General features: G+C 39.9%; 17 protein-coding genes. 6 read left to right on the top strand and 11 right to left on the bottom strand.

Going from position 1 to position 18,247, the window contains the following annotated elements; genetic code table 11:
• Positions 1 to 10 precede the first annotated feature (10 nt).
• Positions 11 to 1,252 (top strand): Nramp family divalent metal transporter, encoded by a 1,242-nt coding sequence (locus tag U735_RS0116535; protein WP_031444888.1) that lies wholly within the window; start codon positions 11 to 13, stop codon positions 1,250 to 1,252.
• Positions 1,253 to 1,261: 9 nt separating this feature from the next.
• Positions 1,262 to 2,023, top strand: a complete 762-nt coding sequence (locus U735_RS0116530) for a glucosamine-6-phosphate deaminase (RefSeq protein WP_031444887.1) — start codon at positions 1,262 to 1,264, stop codon at positions 2,021 to 2,023.
• 62 nt (positions 2,024 to 2,085) lie between these two features.
• Here U735_RS0116530 and U735_RS0116525 read toward each other — a convergent pair whose 3' ends face one another.
• A complete protein-coding gene (locus tag U735_RS0116525; protein WP_031444886.1) occupies positions 2,086 to 2,430 on the bottom strand; it encodes a HopJ type III effector protein in 345 nt (114 codons plus the stop codon).
• Positions 2,431 to 2,642: 212 nt separating this feature from the next.
• On the opposite strand from U735_RS0116525, the gene U735_RS0116515 reads away from it, so the two are divergent.
• A complete protein-coding gene (locus tag U735_RS0116515) occupies positions 2,643 to 3,236 on the top strand; it encodes a hypothetical protein (protein ID WP_031444885.1) in 594 nt (197 codons plus the stop codon).
• A 208-nt stretch (positions 3,237 to 3,444) separates the two neighbouring features.
• Positions 3,445 to 5,016, top strand: coding sequence for an SDR family oxidoreductase (locus U735_RS0116510; RefSeq protein ID WP_031444884.1), 1,572 nt, complete (start codon positions 3,445 to 3,447; stop codon positions 5,014 to 5,016).
• A 7-nt stretch (positions 5,017 to 5,023) separates the two neighbouring features.
• Here U735_RS0116510 and U735_RS0116505 read toward each other — a convergent pair whose 3' ends face one another.
• From U735_RS0116505 to U735_RS0116495, 3 genes are all read right to left on the bottom strand, one after another.
• Positions 5,024 to 6,172 (bottom strand): hypothetical protein, encoded by a 1,149-nt coding sequence (locus U735_RS0116505; protein ID WP_031444883.1) that lies wholly within the window; start codon positions 6,170 to 6,172, stop codon positions 5,024 to 5,026.
• 168 nt (positions 6,173 to 6,340) lie between these two features.
• Positions 6,341 to 6,757, bottom strand: a complete 417-nt coding sequence (locus tag U735_RS0116500; protein WP_031444882.1) for a hypothetical protein — start codon at positions 6,755 to 6,757, stop codon at positions 6,341 to 6,343.
• 97 nt (positions 6,758 to 6,854) lie between these two features.
• Complete coding sequence (locus U735_RS0116495; RefSeq protein WP_034248545.1) at positions 6,855 to 8,366, bottom strand: vanadium-dependent haloperoxidase; 1,512 nt, start codon at positions 8,364 to 8,366, stop codon at positions 6,855 to 6,857.
• A 66-nt stretch (positions 8,367 to 8,432) separates the two neighbouring features.
• Here U735_RS0116495 and U735_RS0116490 point away from each other — a divergent pair, with 66 nt between their 5' ends.
• Positions 8,433 to 9,164, top strand: a complete 732-nt coding sequence (locus U735_RS0116490) for a LytR/AlgR family response regulator transcription factor (RefSeq protein WP_031444880.1) — start codon at positions 8,433 to 8,435, stop codon at positions 9,162 to 9,164.
• Here U735_RS0116490 and U735_RS0116485 read toward each other — a convergent pair.
• On the bottom strand, positions 9,139 to 11,781 hold the full coding sequence (locus tag U735_RS0116485) for an ATP-binding protein (RefSeq protein ID WP_031444879.1): 2,643 nt from the start codon (positions 11,779 to 11,781) through the stop codon (positions 9,139 to 9,141). The genes U735_RS0116490 and U735_RS0116485 overlap by 26 nt on opposite strands.
• A gap of 238 nt (positions 11,782 to 12,019) precedes the next feature.
• On the opposite strand from U735_RS0116485, the gene U735_RS0116480 reads away from it, so the two are divergent.
• Entirely contained in the window at positions 12,020 to 13,288 is a 1,269-nt protein-coding gene (locus U735_RS0116480) for a sterol desaturase family protein (RefSeq protein WP_031444878.1), read from the top strand.
• Between the two features lie 138 nt (positions 13,289 to 13,426).
• Here the strand turns inward: U735_RS0116480 and U735_RS0116470 are convergent, their stop codons facing one another.
• From U735_RS0116470 to rsfS, 6 genes are read right to left on the bottom strand one after another with little or no spacing between them, the layout of a single operon-like run.
• The gene (locus U735_RS0116470; protein ID WP_031444877.1) at positions 13,427 to 13,696 is read right to left on the bottom strand and encodes an acyl-CoA-binding protein; all 270 of its coding nucleotides are present in this window, start codon (positions 13,694 to 13,696) and stop codon (positions 13,427 to 13,429) included.
• Complete coding sequence (locus tag U735_RS0116465; RefSeq protein WP_031444876.1) at positions 13,686 to 14,360, bottom strand: phosphatidylserine decarboxylase family protein; 675 nt, start codon at positions 14,358 to 14,360, stop codon at positions 13,686 to 13,688. Before U735_RS0116465 ends, U735_RS0116470 begins: the two co-directional genes overlap by 11 nt.
• Complete coding sequence (locus U735_RS0116460) at positions 14,350 to 15,153, bottom strand: phosphatidate cytidylyltransferase (protein ID WP_031444875.1); 804 nt, start codon at positions 15,151 to 15,153, stop codon at positions 14,350 to 14,352. Before U735_RS0116460 ends, U735_RS0116465 begins: the two co-directional genes overlap by 11 nt.
• Before the next feature lies 1 nt (position 15,154).
• Positions 15,155 to 15,766, bottom strand: coding sequence for an LUD domain-containing protein (locus U735_RS0116455; protein ID WP_031444874.1), 612 nt, complete (start codon positions 15,764 to 15,766; stop codon positions 15,155 to 15,157).
• A gap of 59 nt (positions 15,767 to 15,825) precedes the next feature.
• A complete protein-coding gene (gene ftsH, locus U735_RS0116450) occupies positions 15,826 to 17,853 on the bottom strand; it encodes an ATP-dependent zinc metalloprotease FtsH (RefSeq protein ID WP_031444873.1) in 2,028 nt (675 codons plus the stop codon).
• A gap of 9 nt (positions 17,854 to 17,862) precedes the next feature.
• Positions 17,863 to 18,240, bottom strand: a complete 378-nt coding sequence (gene rsfS, locus U735_RS0116445; RefSeq protein ID WP_031444872.1) for a ribosome silencing factor — start codon at positions 18,238 to 18,240, stop codon at positions 17,863 to 17,865.
• Between the last annotated feature and the right edge of the window lie 7 nt (positions 18,241 to 18,247).

The following is an 18,247-nucleotide window of genomic DNA, read 5'->3' as shown; positions in this document are numbered from 1 at the left end:
AAAGCAGTATATGGGCAATAAATCATTAATCAAAAAAATACTATTGGGACTTAGCGCCGTAGGTCCAGGGCTATTTCTTATTGGCTATAACATAGGGACGGGCAGTGTAACCACAATGGCCAAGACGGGTGCGGAATTTGGCATGAGTCTTTTTTGGGCCGTAGTGCTTTCCTGTATTTTTACTTATGTTTTAATGGTGGCCTATGGCAAAGTAACCTTGGTGACGGGCAGGACTGCGCTGTTTAATTTTAAACAGGAGTTTAAATGGGGCTGGATACTTTCGCTATATATCATTTTGGTATTGATCATAGGGGAATTATTGGCTCTTATGGGCGTAATGGGTATCGTGGCCGACTTGGTGCAGGAAGGGGTACGCTTGGCGTTAAACGGGGCTATTATCCAAAGAGGATGGATCATTCTGTTTTTCGTAGCCATACTCACATTTTTTTTATGGTTCGGACGTTATAAGGCGTTTGAAAAAGTTTTGACCGTTCTGGTTATTTTGATGGGACTTTCCTTTATGGTAGTCTTCATTATGGTCCGCCCGGATATGATGGATATTCTATCTGGTATGGTTCCCAGTATTCCCGATACTCCCGGTGCGTTGGGCTTAATTGCGGCCATTACAGGCACCACCTGTTCTGCAGCTGTTTTTGTAATGAGAAGTACTGTGGTGGCCGAAAAAGGATGGGGCATCAATGATTTAAAAAAGGAGAAGACAGATGCCTTTGTATCGGCTTTTATGATGCTCTTCCTCAGCGGTATAATCATGGCCGTTGCCGCAGGAACCCTACATATTTCCGGAATGAAGTTGGACGATACGGTAGAAATGATATCCCTATTTGAACCATTGGGAGGTAAATTGGCGGCTTTTGTACTGATTATTGGGATTACGGGGGCCGGGCTCTCCACTATTTTTCCTATCGTGCTTATAGCTCCTTGGTTACTGGCCGATTATAGGGGAACTCCAAGAAATATTCACTCCAAGTCTTCCAGAGTGCTAATAATTGGCGCTATGGTATTTGCCTTTGGAACAGTCTTTTTGGAGGAAAGACCTCCTGCACTTATGGTTTTCTCCCAGGCTTTTCAGGCCTGTATTCTTCCTGCAGTGGCAGTACCTATGTTTATTTTGATCAACAAACAGAAATTAATGGGGAATAACAAGGCCAGCGCCAAGCTTAATCTTGGTCTAGTTGCGGTAATCCTATTTTCACTGCTGACCACATGGTTCGCTATAACAGAATTTATATAAAATTAAATAATGGAAAAGTCGTTTCAAATTGAAAATTTGTCAATAGAGATTTATGGACAGTCAAAGGAAATGGGAGCAGCGGCAGCTGATTATGTTACAAGGAAATTGAATGATGCAATTGTTAAAAAGGGCGGGGCAAATCTAATCTTGGCTACGGGTGCATCACAGTTTTCATTTTTGGAGGCCTTGCAGACCAAAGAAATTGATTGGGGAAAAATAACCGTATTTCACCTGGATGAATACAAAGGTATTTCCGAATCCCATCCTGCGAGTTTTAGAAAGTATCTCAAAGAACGTATTTTGAATAAAGTAGCACCTAAAAAGATATATTTCCTAAATGGCGATGCAGCAAATTTGCAATTGGAAATCAAAAACTATGAAGAGGCATTGCAAGCGCACCCTATAGATATTGCTTGCATCGGGATAGGAGAAAATGGACATATAGCCTTTAATGACCCCGCAGTTGCCGATTTTCAAGATCCCAAATTGGTGAAGGTGGTGGAGTTGGATGAGGCCTGCAGAAATCAACAGCTTGGTGAGGGCTGGTTTCCAAGCTTTGACGACGTACCCAAGGAAGCCGTTACCCTGACCATTACCGCCATAATGAACTGTGAGGCCATTAGTTGTGTGGTGCCCGACGAACGAAAGTCCCAGGCCGTTTATAATAGCCTGTACGGGGATATAAGTACCAGCTGTCCGGCTTCCATTCTCAGGACCCACCCGGAAACCGTCCTATTTTTGGATAAAGCATCGGCATCCTTGATAAAGTAATTGGTCGTTCTTCGTTGCCCTATAATTGGGCATGAAGGAGCCGAACAAGGTATTGCTTGGCCTCACTTTATGCTAAGGGCCTCATTCTCGAAGGAAATACCCTCCCAACCACTGATCATAAAATTGCGAATGTTTAGGTGGTCCGTACCCTTTGGATTTTCAAGGACATCTTTTCGGTAGTATGAACCAAAGCAGGCCAAGGTTTCCTCCTTGCCCAACTTGTGATGTTGTGCAAAAGAAAAGACCTTACAGGAACCTGAATTTTGTCCGGCCTCATTAATCACTTCGCCATTAGTGAATTTTGAAGGTGAAAAATTATAATAGGTGTCAATAATTCCTATGGTATCCCCAAAGCTTATCTCTTCAGGAGTCTTTCTGAGTTTGTCTAGAAATTCGTATACCGTCATTGTTCGATAGGATTTTAGTTAAGCACGTAAATTTAGATTATCCATTCAAGAATTAAGAAGGATATTTGAAGTTAATTATTCCATCATTTGTCAAATAGGTTATGGCTATATTTTTTATCTTTAAGGAAATTGAATAAAATCCAATTTGGTTATTCATAAATCGTATTAGGTGCTCATTTTCAATAATTAATCGGAATATAAAATATTTACACATGAAACAACTAATTCTAGTTATGTTGCTATTTGCAGTTTGTCCTTTAATGGCGCAAGAAATTAAAACGGAGATTCCTCCCAACGAAATCCAAATCAAAACAGCTGTTTTGCCCGCTCCTGAAGAAAAAAAGGATGGCGCTATGGTTTATGGTTATAATAGCTCGGGAGAATTGGTAGTTTTAAGAAAGGGAACCAATAATTTGGTCTGTATAGGCGATAATCCCAGCAAGGACGGGATCAATGTGGCATGTTATTCCAAAAGGCTTGAACCCTTCATGGCCCGTGGTAGGGAACTCTCTGCGAAAGACCTTTCAGGGGAGGAGCGTGAGAAAATCCGTGCCAAGGAAGTGGCATCTGGTAAAATAAAAATGCCCAAGGAACCCAGCATGATGTATGTGTATTATGGAAAATCAGAGGATTATGATGTAACAACAGGGGAGTTGCAAAACGGAAAATTTAGATACGTTATCTATACGCCTTTTGCAACCACAGAATCTACAGGCTTACCGGATAAGCCACACGCCCCTGGAATGCCATGGCTAATGGATCCAGGTACGCATAGGGCCCATATCATGGTGGGGCCATTTAATTAATTCCGCACAGAATTTTCTTTACTCCGTATTTATGATTATTGGGAAGGGAATCACATAAATTAATGGAGATAAGAAAGCTGTGTATAAAAATTTATATACTCCTAGGGGTTAAGTTCTACCCTTGAGATTGTGCTAAATACTTCTGTTTGTGCAATCTAATTTAAACCTTACATTTGCACGTTTTTAATTTTCAGAAAATATTTGGAAAATGGGCAGTAATAATCTGGTGGACAAGCAAGAGAATGTAGTGGAGGCAATAAGTCCGGAAGAGATCGATCAGTGTATTTTTCTACTTAATAAGTTGGTAGGTAGCGGACATAAGGTTTTTGAACTTCCGGAAGATAAACGGGTGGCCTTGCTGAAGGCTGCGGGCCAGTTGTCCAGACCGGCCAAAAATGAATTTAAACAGCGTAAAAAGGACGCAGCCAAGGCTGCCAAACGCAAGATGATTGAGCGTGATAAGCACGCGCGTAGGGAAACCGGGATCAGAAGCGCCAGGGAAGCTGTCGTATTTGTAGCTCCCAAATTATTGGCTGCTCCAGTCAGGGAAACTTTGGAAGAGCTGGAATTGGAATCCCCAAGGAATTGCTATGTATGTAAAACCGTATATACCAAGCTACATCATTTTTATGATGCCATGTGCCCTGATTGTGGCGACTTTAATTACGCAAAGCGATTTCAGACGGCCGATCTTAGTGGGCAGGTAGCCATAGTTACAGGGTCTAGGCTAAAAATAGGATATCATATTACCCTAATATTGTTAAGGGCAGGAGCCACCGTGGTGGCCACCACTAGGTTTCCGGTAGATTCTGCACTGCGTTTCTCCAAAGAAGAGGATTTTCATGAATGGGGACATAGACTAAAAATACATGGCCTGGATTTAAGACATATCCCGAGCGTTGAAATCTTCTGCAATTTTATAGAACAACAATACGAGCGATTGGATATTCTTATCAATAATGCTGCTCAAACGGTAAGAAGGCCAGCGGGCTTTTACCAGCACCTTATGAAAAATGAAGAGGTAGCCTTCGGTGAGTTGCCGCCAAGGGCCCAGGAGGTATTGTCTGATCATGATTTTTGTTTGCAAGAACTAAATAGCCTTACCAAGGGCACTGCGAGTACCCAAAATAATGCACTGCCCGTTAATTGGCATGCAACGGAACCTGGTATTGGCATTAGGGCGTCTGCAAAACTATCCCAGATTCCCTACAGCTTTGATAGCTCCCTTTCTGCCAAGGAAGTTTTTCCGGAGGGCGAATTGGATGCTGACCTACAGCAAGTAGATTTAAGGAAAACCAATAGCTGGCGACTTAAATTGGGGGAGATAGAGACCCCGGAAATGATAGAAGTTCAATTGGTGAACGCCATTGCCCCCTTTGTGCTCTGTAACCGATTGTCAAAACTTATGAGGCAGGAGAATACCGGAAAAAAACATATTATCAACGTCTCGGCCATGGAAGGAAAATTTCATAGGTTTTACAAGGAAGATCGTCATCCCCATACCAATATGGCCAAGGCAGCCCTAAATATGATGACACATACCTCTGCCCTGGACTTTGCTAAAGATGGCGTTTATATGAACGCTGTGGATACCGGTTGGGTAACGGACGAGGATCCCGTAGAATTGTCCAAAAAGAAGGAAGAAATTCATGATTTTCAACCTCCTTTGGACATTGTTGATGGTGCAGCAAGGGTATTGGACCCGTTGATCGATGGTATTAACTCGGGCAAACATTGGTGCGGTAAGTTTCTTAAAGATTACAGACCAATAGATTGGTAGCCACTATTTAATTAAAGGTGTCCTTAATCGAAGGGTCTATATCCATAGCCTTGTGTTTTGGAAAACGGTAGGAGATGCCGAAATTTATTAAATAATCTGCGAAAGCTGCATCACCATTTCTAGGAGTTCCAGTGCTTATTTCTGTTTGCCTATCCGTAACACTTTGAGGTCTATCCCGTCTTAAGGCCAGAGGGACATTTAGATTTAATGTGAAATTCTGATGTATATATGCTATACCGGGTTCTAAAGAGAGTACATTACCTGGCCTACGAAAGCCTTCATTACCTCCTATTATATCTTTTACAGGTACGGCATCAAATCTGGCGCCCATAGAAGCCGAAATAACATCGGATAGGCTATAGCTAAGCCCTGTGCGAACTGAATATTGGTCTGGTACCGCCATAATAGCTTCATTCTCCAAAATTGGGCTAAGGGTTTCCCTAAAAGTTCTAATACCATTGGTTTCCCTAGGGTTCAAAAGGTAAAAGCCACCGCCGTATGCAAATAGACCGGTCGCCACTTTTTGGTAGAATTGAAAATCAAGGGTAAGTCCAAACCCACCGTCCCCGGGTTGAATGGATTGGTCCACAGGTCGTACTTCAGGACTCCCCTCCGGACCTACGTTATAAAATATATCGGTGGCGTTGTAATTTCCAGTTGGTAGTTTTATGCCCAAACCAACGGCGATGTTTCCTTCTGGATTTTCAACTGGGTCCAACAACCAATAGCCAATCCCGGCCCTTATATCTGCCAGGCCTCTGGAATAAGTACTGTTTCTTTCTTCCCTACCATGTTCATAAAGGGAAGACCTGGCATTGATTACCGTAGGGATGGTTATACTGGTGTAGAAACGGTCCGAAATGCCATAGGTAAGGAAAAAGTCCCACGCATGGGAATGATTGATTACTTCTGAATTATTGGCTACTCGATCGGGCTCTTCCTCCGTCCCCCTAAAATGTCGAAATGATTTAAAATATCTATAATTCATGCCAACTTGAAGATCTCCCTTGCCCAGAAGGTTGTTTTCCAGGCTGTTACCTACACAAGAGGAAAAGTGCCTAATGGCCACACATCCCTGGGCGTTTAAGGTTATTGGATTACAAGTAAGTACCAGCATGGATATGCCCAATATAAAGTGTATACGTTTTGTTTTCATAGTTTGATATTCTATTTCAGGTATGTTTAATTAAACCTAAAGTCTAGTTTAGGATTGGCTTTAGTAAATAAGGGGATATTTATTTAGATCCCTAGTCCCGGAATATGATAACACAAGTCCGGGAATTGCAGGAGTTTCGAATAGCTCAAATATTCTTGGAATCCCGGTTTAAGAAACTGTGCTATATGGCCGTTGATAAATCATAAGTAAGGCGCTGATGATTACAATATTTTTGATTATGTACTGCCCTACCAAGGTCAGGGAAAATGGTGCTTCGGAAAAGGAGATTTCAGGAAAAAATACAACCGGAATAAAAGTTAGGACAAGATGTGTCACTGCTGTAACAATAACTTTTTTGAGTTGAATTTTGAAAATTAGGCACAATCCAATGGCGACCTCAATGATTGCCAGTAATAGTATGCCAACATTTTCCGGAATAAAATCAAAGGTCAATAATGCAATGGTTTGTTTGGCCAGCATATCCGCCGGACTAAGTCCAGGGAAAAATTTTAGCAATCCAAACCAAATGTATATTATGCCTATGCTTATACCAAGTATTCTACCATTTTGGGATAAACGAACCATTTATTGCAGTTTTTTTGTATTGTGTTTATTTTTTAAGATAGATATTGTATTTCCTTACCAAGGGGAAGTGGAAATTTTAAAGGGAGATATTACTAATTTACTTAGTAGCCTCTTTGCCATTTTCACCTATAAGTTCTAAGTATTTCTTGTAATGGTACCTTGCTACCTGCCTGCCCAATTCCAATCCGGCAACATTATCTGCCTGTATATGATATCCGCCCATTACTCTGGATATTCCTGCCATTTCGGCTGTTTCTGTAAAGGTTGGAAATTTTATGATAACCGGATCGTCAAGATTATTGGGCTCTGTAAGCGCTCCTGGTACCAGTTCAACTTCTACACCAAAATGGTCGTCCCCGGTAAATAATCGCAATGCCTCTGCGCATCCACCGCTGATGGTGCTATGGCCCGAAACGTAGCTTGGGAAAGGTGGACAAAGAAAAGCGTCAGGGGAGTAAGGCCTCCAATCTTTTCCTTTCATTTCAACCATACCTTTATCGGGACCTCCCCAAGCCTTAATTACCTGGTCTTGATAGTAGTCGTGCACCAAGGCATATGGGCGGGTATAATCATAATACATTTTGGAATCCCAACAGGAGATAAAGGCATCCATGGCCACGGATTCTACCAAGAAATACATCTTAATATCTTCGTCCAAGTTGTTGTTGTCCCGTACAGATACGTCTTGTGCAAATTTTAACCAATGTCCTGCCTGTTGTACAGATTTGGGTCCATCTCGCATAAACTCTACCAAGGCCTTATTTTCTGGAGTTAAATTGGCCTGTAGGTCAATTACTTCCTTAACTTCCAATGCCAATTGTTCAGAACCCACCATAGGGGGTGGACCCGGTCTAAATTGATCCGCAGTCTCCAATAATAAAGGTTTTACCTCTTGCCAATATGGAGTTAGGCAACCTGGATTATATTTATTTCCGTCTTCATCGATGAAATACTTTGGTTGCCATCTGTTGAGGTCAATATTTTTATCAATGTCATTTACAGGTGAATAATTGGTGTAATCAAAATAGGGTTGGCCATTGGAACCTTCAACTTCCCCGTACTGGTTGGAACCATCGTTTTTACGGGCATTTATCACCATGGCAGCTGAAAGGTTTCCAACTCCTTCTGGAGTATTGGCATCCGTTGATTGGTTATCCGGATCAAGGCCCAAGGCAATCATTTTTTCCTTAAACATGGTGCTGTCGGAATAATAATACTCCTTTAATGCCCTATATGCCGCATAGCTCACCGCTATTTCCTTGTTTTTTAAGGTTCGTTTGTTTTCGGGAAAACGCTCTACATTTTTTAGGTATAAGGGTTGTGCCTTTTCATCAAAGCGTGTCCAAGCATCAAACATGGCAGTAAATATTAGACCAAGATATCTGGATGTTATCGTAGGTCTCGGTTTAAAGCGATCTGTGTCCAAAGCAGTTCCTTCCAAGGCCATATAGGCCCATTGGTAGGCCACGTTGTCCTTTCCCCGCGGTTCATCGGCCATGGCCATCAGATTATCCGCCATATTTTTGGAAGGTTTGGATTGCTCCTTACAGCCCATCAATCCAAAAAAGAAAATGGAAAGTATGGGCAATAAAAGTCTTTTAGAGTTCATGTTTGTTGGTTTTGTTACCAACAATAGTAGAATTTTAGATGGCGGGAAAATTATTTTTTATACGAAATGACTATATTGCTTTATGAAAATGGTAATTTATTGGATAAGATCATGAAGTGTTTAATTGTTGATGATGATCCGTTGATTTGTGACTTACTTGAGCACTTTTGTAGTAAGATCAATGAAATAGACAGTGTAACCACTACGGTATCTGGTTTTGAATCTATTAACCTTATCAATAATTCATCCTTTGATCTAATTTTTTTGGACTATAATTTACCGGACATTACGGGCAGGGATATTTTGGACCTCAATCCCAACTCTGCCGTTATCATGGTTACCTCCAACAAGGATTTTGCCTTGGATTCCTATAATTATCCCAAAGTTGTTGATTTTTTGGCAAAACCTATCGACTTTCCACGATTTTATAAGGGTTTTTTAAAGGCGAAGGAATTTATTTCCGCCAGTAAAAAAGCTCCGGAAAAGGATGGCAGATTGTTTATTAAGGAAGGGGGGAAACTGGTAAAAATAAAATTAAAGGAAGTGGCCTATTTTAAATCGGAGGCGAATTACATAGCCATCGTTTTTAGGAACAAGAAAATATTGACGCTAATGGCCCTCAAAGATCTAGAACCTAAACTTCCCGATTTTTTTGAACGAGTGCATCGCTCTTACATCATTAATCTTAATATGATAGACGTGATACATACCGGTGCTGTGGAAATTAACAAAGACCATGTGCCAGTAAGTCAGCGCTATGCCCCGGAATTACTTAGAAAGATCCAACTTTTAAATTAAGATGTCTTTCTGCTCTAATACAGCACAAATAATAGGCAAAAACATTATTTATATTATTTAGAACATCCACATTTATGGCAGATATTTTATCCGGGATTACCTCTTTAAGATCGGTTAATTTAAGATTGTTGATATGGGCTATTAATTTGTGGATTATGGCTTCCCATTTGACTTGATCCTTACTTTCGCCAATTTTGTTTATTTCCTTAAGGTAGTTTTCAAATTCTTTCTCCAGTAATTTAAGGACCTTGTTTATTTTAGGGATGTCATGGTCATAATTGTTATAGACATTAGAAAAATCCGGAGCCTTAAATTCATTGCTGCCTAAAATTTTATAGACCGTATCTTTCAATTGGTCTATTTGGAAGGGTTTTTGAAAATATTCATTGTACGGGGTGTTGGCTTCCGTAGCATCCAAGGCTGAAATAATAACAAGTGGACAATTTATTTTTTTGGCTTTGATCCATTGCTCCAGTCTAGAGTTTATTTTTTCATTATCCAGCATTAAATCACTTATGATCAAATCTGGTGCATCTTCAGTGATACTTTTCAAAGCCTCGTCCATAGACTTGGTCTGCTGTAAGGTGATATTGTCGGATTTTAAAATATGCTTTATCAATTCGGTGGTTGATGCATCGTCTTCAATGTGCAGGATATTGTAATTTCCGGACAGTTGAGGATGAGGTAACTTTGAAGTTGGAACAGGTTTTGCCGATTTTTGGGACGATATGGAAATGGTGGGGATGCTGATCAAAAATTCCGAACCTTTGCCTTTTTGTGAAGAAGCCTTCAAAGTACCCCCAAATAGTGTTGTCAACTGTTTAACAATGGATAGGCCTAGACCATAACTGCCATACCTTCCGGACAGATCATTTTTTTCCATAAAAAAACGGTCGTTTATCCTATTCAGGTTTTTGGGGAGTACGCCTACACCGGTATCACTGACCTTTATATGTAACATTTGATTCCCAGGGCCGTCGATAGTGGCAGATAGGCTTATAGTGCCCTTTTTAGTGTATTTTAAGGCATTTACGACTAGATTTGTTACTATCTGTGTCAGTCGTAAGGCATCTGTCTGAAATAGGCCAGATTTAAGCTTCTCGTCTATACTTAAGTTGAAGGTAAGACCTTTTTGAACTGCTTCGTATAAATAGGTAGAGTGGATATCCTTTAGAAGTTCTGCAATATTGGTCGGTTCCAATTGGATATGCAGCTTGCCCTCGACTAATTTTTGGTGATCCAGAACGTCGTATACTAGGCCGGCCAAACTATTGGAGCTTCTTTCCAGTGCGGCAATAATAGGTAATTGTGGCTCCGGAGCATTTTTGTACAAAAGTTTTGTGAGGCCTAAAATAGCGTTGAGGGGGGTCCGCATTTCATGGCTCATATTTTGTAAAAATTCATCCCTTTGTTTTCTGGCCATTTGTTCCTTTTCCAGGGCGGTATTCAATTGAAGCACATTTTGATCTATTTTGACCTTCATTTTGGAAAAGGTATTGGCCAGGATCCCGATTTCGTCCTTTCTGTTGGTGGGGAGTGTATGTTCATCGGGGATTCCTTGGTCATAGTTGCTAATGGCCTTGGTGATTTTCGTGATTTTTTTTGAAAATAAATTGGTAAAGAACCATGACAATAGTATTGAACATAGGCATACCCATAGCAATGTCTGAATACTCTCTGCACGTACGGTAAGGGCATTTTTAAGCAAAATATTTTGCTCCATATTCGAAATCAGATAGATTTTTCGTTTTCCGTCGAAATAGGGCAACTCTTTAAAATAACTTAAATAACTAGCCTCATTGTGCCCCGTAAGCTGATGGAAACCATCTTTTAGAAGTTCTTCGGAACTACTGTCAATATTGAATTGTGAATAAAAGTTCTGAAATTTTTGGGTCTGTTGGCCAAACTGTTGGGCCCTGTTATGGGAATATAGATACTGGCCCTCTGAATCTATTAAATAAAACTTACTGTCGTTGCCAGCAATTTGATCAAGATTGAGATATAGGGGATTTAGGTTTATATTGATGATCAAGATACCAACTTTTTTGTTCTCATTGTCAAAAATGGGGCTGGCGACACGTAGGGTAGGGGTCAAGGGAGTACTGATGACCCCGTATTCCTCATTTAAATTGATATTGGAAAAATAATGTTCCCCCTTATTTACTTGAATGGCCTCTTTAAAATATTCGCGGTCTCCTTTTTGCTGTAGATCGGTCGACTTAAGTACTTGGCCATCCAATTTGTCGAAACGAATAATTTCTTTACCGTCCTCATCAGCATCGAGCAGTCGGATTTGAAAATAGGTCTCCTTGTTTTCGAGAATTATACGGAACAGTTGGTCTATTTCTTCGGTGGTTTTTTCAGAAGGATAGAATATATGCTGCTGTATGGTGGGACTTAATGCAATAACGGCTATGTCATTGGTTACTTCGTTCAATAGGGCATAAAAAGATTGTTCGGCCAATTCTGAACCGTGCATAATACGTTCCTTCGAATGTGCCATAATTACTTGCGAGGCTTTTCTAAAGACCAAATACCCGGATAAAAGAATGGAGAAAATGATTAGGCCTGTGAAGAAAAGTGCAAATCTGGTAACTATGGAATGTCTTAAATTCATGTAATGGCCAATATAAGGTATATGCAACTAATTTATACTTTATTTAAATTGTAAACAAAGCCTTTGGCCAAATGCCACCTAGGTTTTTATAAGTAGAAAATAGTTGTTGTGTAATGAGTGGCTTTTTTTGTTCACGAACTTGACAATAAGGGCTTGGATCTTATATCAAAAAAAGAGGCAATAAAAAAATAACGATTTTCACTATATTTGTTAGAGACTTCAGAATTTACCTTGCCTTATGGAGACCTACGCAACGGCGCTTTTATATGCCATCCCGTTTTTTGTAATCCTTTTGACAATAGAAATAACCTATGGCTATTTTGTAAAAAAACAAATGCATAAGGTTATGGATACCGTTTCCAGTATAAGTTCAGGGTTGACCAATATAATCAAGGATACCTTGGGCCTGGCAGTGATCGTAGTTTCCTATCCTTTTTTGTTGGAGCATTTGGCCATAACCGAAATTAAGGCCACTTGGTTGGTATGGACTATTGCTTTTGTTGTACTGGACTTTGCCGGTTACTGGAACCATAGATTAAGCCATAAAATAAATATTTTTTGGAATCAACATGTAATTCACCATAGCAGTGAAGAGTTTAATCTTGCCTGTGCCCTTAGGCAACCCATTAGCAACCTGGTGGGTTATTTTTCCCTGTTCCTTATCCCAGCAGCGGTTTTGGGCGTACCACAAATGGTTATAGCTATTTTGGCTCCCATACATTTGTTTGCACAGTTCTGGTACCATACCAGGCATATCGGTAAAATGGGTTGGTTGGAATATGTATTGGTCACCCCTTCCCAACATAGGGTGCACCACGCCATTAACCCGGAATACATTGATAAGAACCTAGGACAGATTTTGTGTGTCTGGGACCGTATGTTTGGTACGTTTCAGGAGGAGATGGATGAGGTTCCGCCTCAATTTGGAGTATTGAAGCCCGCGGGGACCTGGAATCCTATAATTATCAATTTTCAGCATTTGTGGAGGATAGTGCAAGATGCATGGCGCACCAAGAGCTTACGGGACAAATTGCGTATATGGTTTATGCCTACAGGCTGGAGGCCCAATGATGTTAAGGAAAAGTATCCCATTGCCGTTATAGGGGATGTTTACAATTTTAAAAGATATGCAACCAGCGCCACCAATCGGCTGAAACTGTATGCCATTTTTCAAATGCTAACAAGTTTGGGGCTAATGATGTTTATGTTCTATAACTACACTGAAATTGGTTTTGAGGGACTACTTATATTTAGTGCCTTTATTTTTATCGGAATCTATGGATATACTACGCTGATGGATCGGAAAAAATATGCTGTGGGGATTGAAGTTATCAGAGGGGTGGCGGGAATTTTATGGTTAGTTTATTTCGGCGATTGGTTTGGCCTAAACGCTTATCTTCCCATGGCCAATATTTGGATAGGGGGCTATTTTTTAATCACGATTTTTGCAGGTATATATTTTAGCTATTTTGAAAATAAGGAAACCCAATTGGGAATGGCTGCTTAAAGACTTTGTGGAATCTAATTTATGGGGAAATGCATTTGTTGAAAAAAGAAAGTTGGAATTTTATCCGTTTTTGGTTGGGTCTCCCAATCCAAATTATATAAGTAAATTTTAAAAAGTAACGGCTAGACGATTTGTACTTTATTTTTTGGTATTCCTTACTTCTTTGTCCACCAATTCTATATAACGCTCCATAGCTTCTTCAATACTTACATTTTTTGCTTGGATCAGGGCATTGGCCTTAAACGCATTTATTAAGGGAGTCCTGCTTCCCGGATGACTAAAATTGCGGTTGGCAATTTTAAAATAGGCATATAGTTTTAATAAAAGATCGGCAGGCAACGGGTCTGTGTAGTCATTAACGAAATCGACCGCCGCTATAAAATCCTTATTTAGTTTATCAGTCTTCATTTTCTTTTTTAACCCTTGTAGTTGCAATGCATGTTTTTGCCCCGGTCACCTTTTGGTGCAATTTTACGGTAATTGCACTATCCAAAGGTAAGAACAAATCTACTCTAGAGCCAAATTTAATAAATCCTGCATCCTCCCCTTGTTGAACGCTTTCTCCCACTTCCGCGTAATTGACTATACGACGTGCCAGGGCACCGGCAATTTGGCGGTAGAGGATATCCCCAAACTTGGGAGTGTTTATAACAATGGTAGTCCTTTCATTCTCTTCGCTGGATTTGGGATGCCAGGCCACCAGATATTTTCCCGCATGGTATTTTGAAAATTTAACAAGTCCACTTGCCGGGTATCTTGTTACGTGCACATTTATAGGGGACATAAAAATGGATACTTGGATCCGTTTTGCCTTGAAATATTCGGTTTCCTCCACTTCTTCAATAGCAACCACCTTGCCATCTACAGGCGCCAATATTTCATCAAAATTCTTGGAAACGTTCCTTTTGGGGTTTCTAAAAAACTGTAGAATTAAAACAAGGATGATCAAGGAAATTATTTGAAGTCCAAATTTCAACCAAGCTATATCTATAAAATAATTGGCCAATATTATAATGGAACAAACTATAATAAAGGTTGTTATAATAATTTTTTGTCCTTCTTTATGAAACATGTGAGAATATAATTAAAGTTAAATATGCAAAAGGTGCGGCAAAAACCAAACTGTCCAATCGGTCCAACATGCCGCCATGTCCCGGTAAAATAGCTCCACTGTCCTTGACCCCAGCAGCCCTTTTAAATTTAGATTCTATAAGATCGCCCAAGCTTCCTGTGAATACTATCACAGTTGCTAGGATCAACCATTGTCCCAAAGAAATATTGGTCTCATATTTTGATAAAAAATATGACGCCGCCAAGGCAAAAACAAAACCTCCAATTGCTCCCTCTATCGTTTTTTTTGGGGAGATTGATGGGAACAATTTATTGCGGCCAATACTTTTTCCTACCAAATAGGCAAAAGTGTCGTTTACCCAAATAAGGATAAATACCCCCATAATCAGAAATTTTGCAAATTCATTGTCCTTATAAGGTATCATAGTAAGGAAAATACAGCCTCCCCCTATATAAAATAAGCCAATAATAAACTTTTGCAAATTGTTGAACAGTTTTTCCTTTCCTGAAAAGAGGTAGTACAACAGTATAAAATTAATCGATATTGTAATGAACATCAAAATATTGACAAGAATCTTATCATTGATAAGATAAATAAATGCCCACCAAAGTGCCAAATAAGCTATAAAAATATGGTAACCCGGAAGTTTTATCATTCGTTTGTACTCGTAAAGACAAGCGAGTCCAAAGGTCATAAATAAAAAATCAAAGGCATCGGAGCTTAGGAATACGGCGGATAGTAGCAGAATTACATAGACCGCACCTGTAAGTAAGCGCCTTAAAATTTCTCTCATGTTATAAGTCTTCCAGAAGTAAAAGATAAAGATTTTTAGAACTACTTCCGTAAGTTAAGAAATCGTCTGAATTTTCAGCCGTGGGCTGGAAATGTTTAATGGTGGTAATATTGGCCGGAATTACATTTTTATACTTCTTCTTAATTGTCTTTAATCCCTCACCAATAGATTCGACCATCTGGCTAGTTGTGGCAAAAACAATAACATTTGAAGGTAATTCGTGAAGTTTTCTTTCTTTCAATTGGTTGGAGCACACCAAAATGGAACCATTTTGAGCAATTAAATGCTCGCAAGTGGTGAAAAATATTTCGCTTTTATTGGGGAGGTTGGTGAAATTAATTTCCTGTTTGGAAAACTTTTCCTCCAATCTTTTGTCCATTGAAAAAAAGGTTTGGTCCTGCCATTTATTTTCAATGATAATATTGTCCAAATTGCTGAACACCTCATTAATGGAATCACAATACAGGAACTTGCCTCCATTATGTTTAAAATTAATGGTAAACTTTTCGTCCACAGGAATATTTAAGTCGGGCATATGTTGGCCCCTCGTTTCCACAGTTTCCTTGGAAACCTTTCTTTTTCCTCCCCCGAAAAGTTTATCGAATAATCCCATTAATATCTAAAACGCTTCTTTGATACCTAGTGTTTAAGTGCAACGAATTATTTAGTGTTTTATTTTTCCGTTTCCGATTTTGGAAGATCCTTGTTCGCTTTTTCCACCTTTTCTGCCGCTTCATTGGCTTTTTCCACCTTTTCTGCAGCTTCTTCGGCTTCCATTCTCTTATCCCTTTCAAAAGGACGCTTGCCGAAAATCTTTTCCAAATCGTCCTTAAATATAACTTCTTTTTCCAATAAACGCTCTGCTAATTCAGTAAGTTTATCTTTGTTGTTGGACAATAATTCAACTGCTCTTTTATACTGCTCTTCAATAAGCTTGGAAATTTCCTTGTCTATGGTCTGCGCAGTCTGTTCACTATAGGGTTTGGAAAAGCCATATTCATTTTGACCTGAGGAATCGTAATAGGTTAAATTCCCAATCTCATCATTTAATCCATATATAGTGACCATAGCCCTGGCTTGCTTGGTAACCTTTTCCAAATCGCTAAGAGCGCCTGTTGATATCTTATTAAAGATAACTTTTTCGGCAGCCCTACCGCCCAAGGTGGCACACATTTCATCTTTCATTTGTTCCGGGCGAACAATTAAGCGTTCTTCGGGCAGATACCATGCGGCGCCTAAGGATTGCCCTCTGGGTACTATAGTTACTTTTACCAGGGGCGCTGCGTGTTCCAACATCCAACTTACCGTTGCATGCCCGGCTTCGTGATATGCAATGGTTTCTTTTTCCCCCGGGGTAATTATTTTGTTCTTTTTCTCAAGCCCTCCAACAATTCTGTCTACGGCATCCAAGAAGTCTTGTTTGGAGACCGCTTTTTTCTCTTTACGTGCTGCAATCAATGCCGCCTCATTACAGACATTGGCGATATCGGCCCCTGAAAAACCGGGAGTTTGTTTGGCAAGGAAATCCAAATCCAAAGTCTCCGCTGTTTTTATAGGTCTTAGGTGCACTTCAAAAATTTCTTTCCTCTCCCTAATGTCCGGAAGGTCCACATAGATCTGTCTGTCAAATCGGCCTGCTCTCATTAATGCCTTGTCCAAAACATCGGCACGGTTGGTCGCCGCTAAAACAATAACGTTGGTATTGGTACCAAAACCATCCATTTCGGTCAATAACTGGTTCAAGGTATTTTCCCTTTCGTCATTGGAACCTGTAAAATTGTTCTTGCCCCTGGCCCTACCAATGGCATCTATCTCATCAATAAAAATAATTGCTGGCGATTTGTCTTTGGCTTGTTTAAATAAGTCTCTTACCCTAGAGGCTCCTACCCCTACGAACATTTCCACGAAATCTGAACCGGAAAGCGAAAAGAAAGGAACCTTTGCTTCCCCTGCAACAGCTTTGGCCAATAAGGTTTTACCGGTTCCTGGAGGTCCTACCAATAGAGCTCCTTTAGGAATTTTACCCCCTAAAGAGGTGTATTTGTCAGGATTTCTCAAGAATTCCACAATCTCCTCTACTTCTTCCTTGGCGCCTTCCAATCCGGCAACATCCTTGAACGAGGTTCTTGTATCTGTTTTTTCGTCAAATAATTTGGCTTTGGACTTTCCAATATTGAAAATCTGACCACCAGCTCCACCACCGGCTCCACCGGACATGCGGCGCATTAGATAGATCCAAATACCTATGATAAGCACAAATGGCAATAGGGTTAAAAGGAGTTCGGTAAGTACATTCGATTCTTGATCGTACGTAAGTTCCGTGTCTAAATTATTCTCCTTTTTAATGTCATTGATCTCATTTTCAAAGTTCTGCTGATCCCCGTAGTTCACTACATACTGTGGCGTAGCAGTGGCTGTCAGGGAAAAGGGCTGATCGGATACATCCTTGTGAACCTCCTTTTTTAAGGCCTCTTCGGTGAGGAATATTTTTGCCTGTCTTGTATTGGTTATGACCAATATTTTTCTGATATCCCCATTTCTCAAATACTCCTGAAGCTCAGAGGTACTGGCTTTTTTGGTATTCGCGAAGTTTCCGCTGCCGAAAAATTGAAAACCAATTAATAATATTGCTATTACGCCATATATCCACCAAGTATTGAATTTGGGTTTTTTGGGACCTGTATTATTTTCTTTTGCCATTATTTTTTTTTACTGATTGAAGCTACTTTCAACTGAGGTTACTTTGGCGTCTCCCCAAAGTCCTTCTATATCATAATATTCTCTGACTTGTTTTTGAAATACATGTACTACTACGTTTACGTAGTCCATTAATACCCATTCCGCATTATCAGAACCTTCTACATGCCAAGGCTTGTCTTGAATTGCTTTACTGACAGTTTTTTGGATGGAGCCTACTATGGCATTTACATGTGTGTTGGAAGTACCATTACAAATAATAAAGTAGTCACAAACAGTATTCTCTATATCTCTAAGATCAAGTAAATTTATATCATTTCCTTTAACCTCTTCTATTCCACTTAAAATTAAGGCAATTAACTCATCTGCGCTGCTTTTCCTTTTCTGCATTCAAAAA

This window comes from Arenibacter algicola (assembly GCF_000733925.1).
Lineage (GTDB): Bacteria > Bacteroidota > Bacteroidia > Flavobacteriales > Flavobacteriaceae > Arenibacter > Arenibacter algicola.
The sequence above is the reverse complement of the archived record's forward strand: the minus strand, read 5'-3'. Positions and strand labels throughout refer to the sequence as shown.